A 2,937-nucleotide genomic window follows, 5' to 3' on the forward strand; every position below is an offset into this window, starting at 1 on the left:
CCCAAGTCCGGCTGAAGGGATCGGTCTTGAAAACCGACAGGGCCTTAACGGGCCGCGGGGGTTCGAATCCCTCTTCCTCCGCCATTTATTATTATCGCGGGATGGAGCAGTTCGGTAGCTCGTCGGGCTCATAACCCGAAGGTCGGTGGTTCAAATCCGCCTCCCGCAATTATTCTTTTTAGGTCTCGTAGTGTAGCGGTTAACACGCCTGCCTGTCACGCAGGAGATCGCGGGTTCGATTCCCGTCGAGACCGCCATTACTTATTATTGTGGTTCAGTAGCTCAGTTGGTAGAGCAATGGATTGAAGCTCCATGTGTCGGCAGTTCGACTCTGTCCTGAACCATTTCATGTTGCCGGCCTAGCTCAATTGGTAGAGCAACTGACTTGTAATCAGTAGGTTGGGGGTTCAAGTCCTCTGGCCGGCACCATCTCACGGAGGGGTAGCGAAGTGGCTAAACGCGGCGGACTGTAAATCCGCTCCTTCGGGTTCGGCAGTTCGAATCTGCCCCCCTCCACCATCTATTTTTTATAGGGACATAGTTCAACGGTAGAATAGAGGTCTCCAAAACCTTTGATGTGGGTTCGATTCCTACTGTCCCTGCCATGGCGGTTGTGGCGAAGTGGTTAACGCATCGGATTGTGGTTCCGACACTCGAGGGTTCGATTCCCTTCAACCGCCCTTAATTTTATTAATGGGCTATAGCCAAGCGGTAAGGCAACGGACTTTGACTCCGTCACGCGCTGGTTCGAATCCAGCTAGCCCAGTTATTGGCGGCATAGCCAAGTGGTAAGGCAGAGGTCTGCAAAACCTTTATCACCGGTTCAAATCCGGTTGCCGCCTCCATGTACTACGCGGGAGTAGTTCAACTTTTAGAACACATTCCTTCCCGGAATGAGATATAGGTGTAAGTCCTATCTTCCGCTCCATAATTTAATATATGCGGGAGTATTTCAACTCTTAGAATACATTCCTTCCCGGAATGAGATATAGGTGCAAATCCTATCTTCCGCTCCATAATTTAATACACGCGGGAGTAGTTTAACTCTTAAAACACGTTCCTTCCCGGAACGAGATATAGGTGTAAGTCCTATCTTCCGCTCCATATTTTGCTTCCAAGTGGAAGTTTTTTATTTATCTATATTGAGCCGGCGTGGCGGAATTGGCAGACGCGCGGGACTCAAAATCCCGTTCCTTTATTGGAGTGTCGGTTCGATCCCGACCGCCGGTATATGAATAAACGTAAGAGTAAGAAAGTTGTTAATTCAATTTTCTTGCTCTTTTTTATGCTCTATGTTAAATACCTCTATGTTAAATACCTCTATGTAAAATCAGCTTGATGGATTCGATTGCAGAGAATAATTCACGAAACATTGCGCTCTCTGTCAAATCGGGCTGATAAACTCACTCACAAAGGTAATCAATTGTGTATGAATAGTGGGGTTTAAATTTATAATTACTTTTACTTATGACAAAGTGTTAGAAGTAACATGCAACTATCGATTATCGGTAAAATATTTAACTAATTTATATTTAAATAGCTAGATAAAATTACAAATTTTTGACGCAAACTTTAAAATTTGATAAAAAGTATTCAATTTATATTGTTTATAACAAAATAATATACTAATATAAATCTAATGTTTAAGAACGGAGGCTACTATGACTAAACAACGTATGAATTTAAAATATTTTTTTAGTAATATTCTTAATGCTGTTGGCGCAGGGGTGGTTATTGCTTTATTACCTAATGCATTATTAGGTGAGTTCTTGAAACTGTTTATGCATAATCATCATACTTTAGAACTTATTTATCAGCTCGTTACAATTATTCAATCATTTATGGCGTTTATTATAGGTGTTTTAGCTGCACATCAATTAAAATTTAATGGCGCAGGTGCTTGTATGGTTGGGGTGTCTGCTATGTTAGGTTCTGGAGCGCTTCAGGTCACTTCAAATGGAATCGTGTTAAAGGGCATAGGAGATATTATCAATGTTATTTTGGTAATAATTATTGCGTGCGCATTATATATCTTATTGCAAGGTAAACTTGGTTCACTAGAAATGATTATTTTACCAGTATTAATACCTGTAGTCAGCGGATTAATCGGCTTATTACTATTACCTTACGTGCAAACTATAACTAAAGCGTTAGGACACATGATTAACTCATTTACGGAACTTAATCCATTGCTCATGTCTATACTGATTAGTGTAGCGTTCTCACTCTTAATGGTTACGCCTATATCTCTAGTTGCTATAGCTACTGCTATAAGTCTTACTGGGCTAGGTAGTGGTGCTGCAAATATGGGAATTGTTGCAGCGTGCGTTACGTTTTTCTTTGGATCTCTTCGTGTTAATTCTCTAGGCGTAAATATAGTATTATTGATTGGAGCAGCAAAAATGATGATACCAGTATACTTAAAGCATTTAATCATTGCTGTACCATTAACTTTAAATGGTATCGTATCTGGTATATTGACGTATGTAATTGGCATAAAAGGTACGCCACTTTCAGCAGGTTTTGGTTATACTGGATTAGTTGGTCCAATTAATGCATTTAATAGAATGCCTGGAGATGCTGTCATGAATATTGTACTGTTACTATTCGGCTATTTAATAATCCCGTTTGTTAGTGCATTTATTATACATGAAATATGTAAGAAGATTATACCACTCTACAGTGATGATATTTACAGATTTGAAATACCAAAACAATAACTGCTTACTAAGAAAACTGAGTCATTAATAAAAATGGCTCGGTTTTTTTTATGACAATAAGTGACTAAATGAGGATGTATTTGAAATATTCTTTTTAAATCTTTAATTAACTTTGAGAAAGCGAAACTATAAAATCTTTGAAATAATATTGATTTTCTGTTTCGCTGTCTTTTTTATAAAATTTTATTGTATATTAATTCAAATATATGTATAATAA

The 2,937-nt window shown here is 38.7% G+C and carries 1 protein-coding gene and 13 tRNA genes; all 14 read left to right on the forward strand.

The features are described 5' to 3' along the window. Positions 1-95 precede the first annotated feature (95 nt). The 14 genes from CD147_RS11025 to CD147_RS11080 all read left to right on the forward strand — a co-directional run bounded on the left by CD147_RS11025 (position 96) and on the right by CD147_RS11080 (position 2,720). A tRNA-Met gene (locus CD147_RS11025) sits at positions 96-169 on the forward strand. Between the two features lie 12 nt (positions 170-181). Further along, positions 182-257: transfer RNA gene (locus CD147_RS11030), tRNA-Asp, on the forward strand. A 14-nt stretch (positions 258-271) separates the two neighbouring features. Beyond that, positions 272-344 (forward strand) — tRNA-Phe (locus CD147_RS11035). 9 nt (positions 345-353) lie between these two features. Then, positions 354-429, forward strand: a tRNA-Thr gene (locus tag CD147_RS11040). Positions 430-435: 6 nt separating this feature from the next. Continuing rightward, positions 436-519 (forward strand) — tRNA-Tyr (locus CD147_RS11045). A 12-nt stretch (positions 520-531) separates the two neighbouring features. Then, a tRNA-Trp gene (locus tag CD147_RS11050) sits at positions 532-605 on the forward strand. A 2-nt stretch (positions 606-607) separates the two neighbouring features. Continuing rightward, positions 608-680 (forward strand) — tRNA-His (locus CD147_RS11055). 14 nt (positions 681-694) lie between these two features. Beyond that, positions 695-766, forward strand: a tRNA-Gln gene (locus CD147_RS11060). Positions 767-771: 5 nt separating this feature from the next. Continuing rightward, a tRNA-Cys gene (locus tag CD147_RS11065) sits at positions 772-845 on the forward strand. 8 nt (positions 846-853) lie between these two features. Beyond that, positions 854-928 (forward strand) — tRNA-Gly (locus tag CD147_RS11070). Between the two features lie 13 nt (positions 929-941). Next, positions 942-1,016 (forward strand) — tRNA-Gly (locus tag CD147_RS12150). Between the two features lie 13 nt (positions 1,017-1,029). Then, a tRNA-Gly gene (locus CD147_RS12155) sits at positions 1,030-1,104 on the forward strand. 42 nt (positions 1,105-1,146) lie between these two features. Further along, positions 1,147-1,230 (forward strand) — tRNA-Leu (locus tag CD147_RS11075). Positions 1,231-1,661: 431 nt separating this feature from the next. Next, a complete protein-coding gene (locus CD147_RS11080) occupies positions 1,662-2,720 on the forward strand; it encodes a PTS sugar transporter subunit IIC (protein ID WP_103167515.1) in 1,059 nt (352 codons plus the stop codon). Positions 2,721-2,937 lie beyond the last annotated feature (217 nt).

Origin of the sequence: Staphylococcus devriesei (genome assembly GCF_002902625.1) — a bacterium.
GTDB classification, from domain to species: Bacteria; Bacillota; Bacilli; order Staphylococcales; family Staphylococcaceae; genus Staphylococcus; species Staphylococcus devriesei.

What these genes read in the sequence shown, in the direction of transcription:
- CD147_RS11080 (WP_103167515.1), top strand. Translation starts at nt 1,662, where the DNA reads ATGACTAAACAACGTATGAATTTAAAATATTTTTTTAGTAATATTCTT.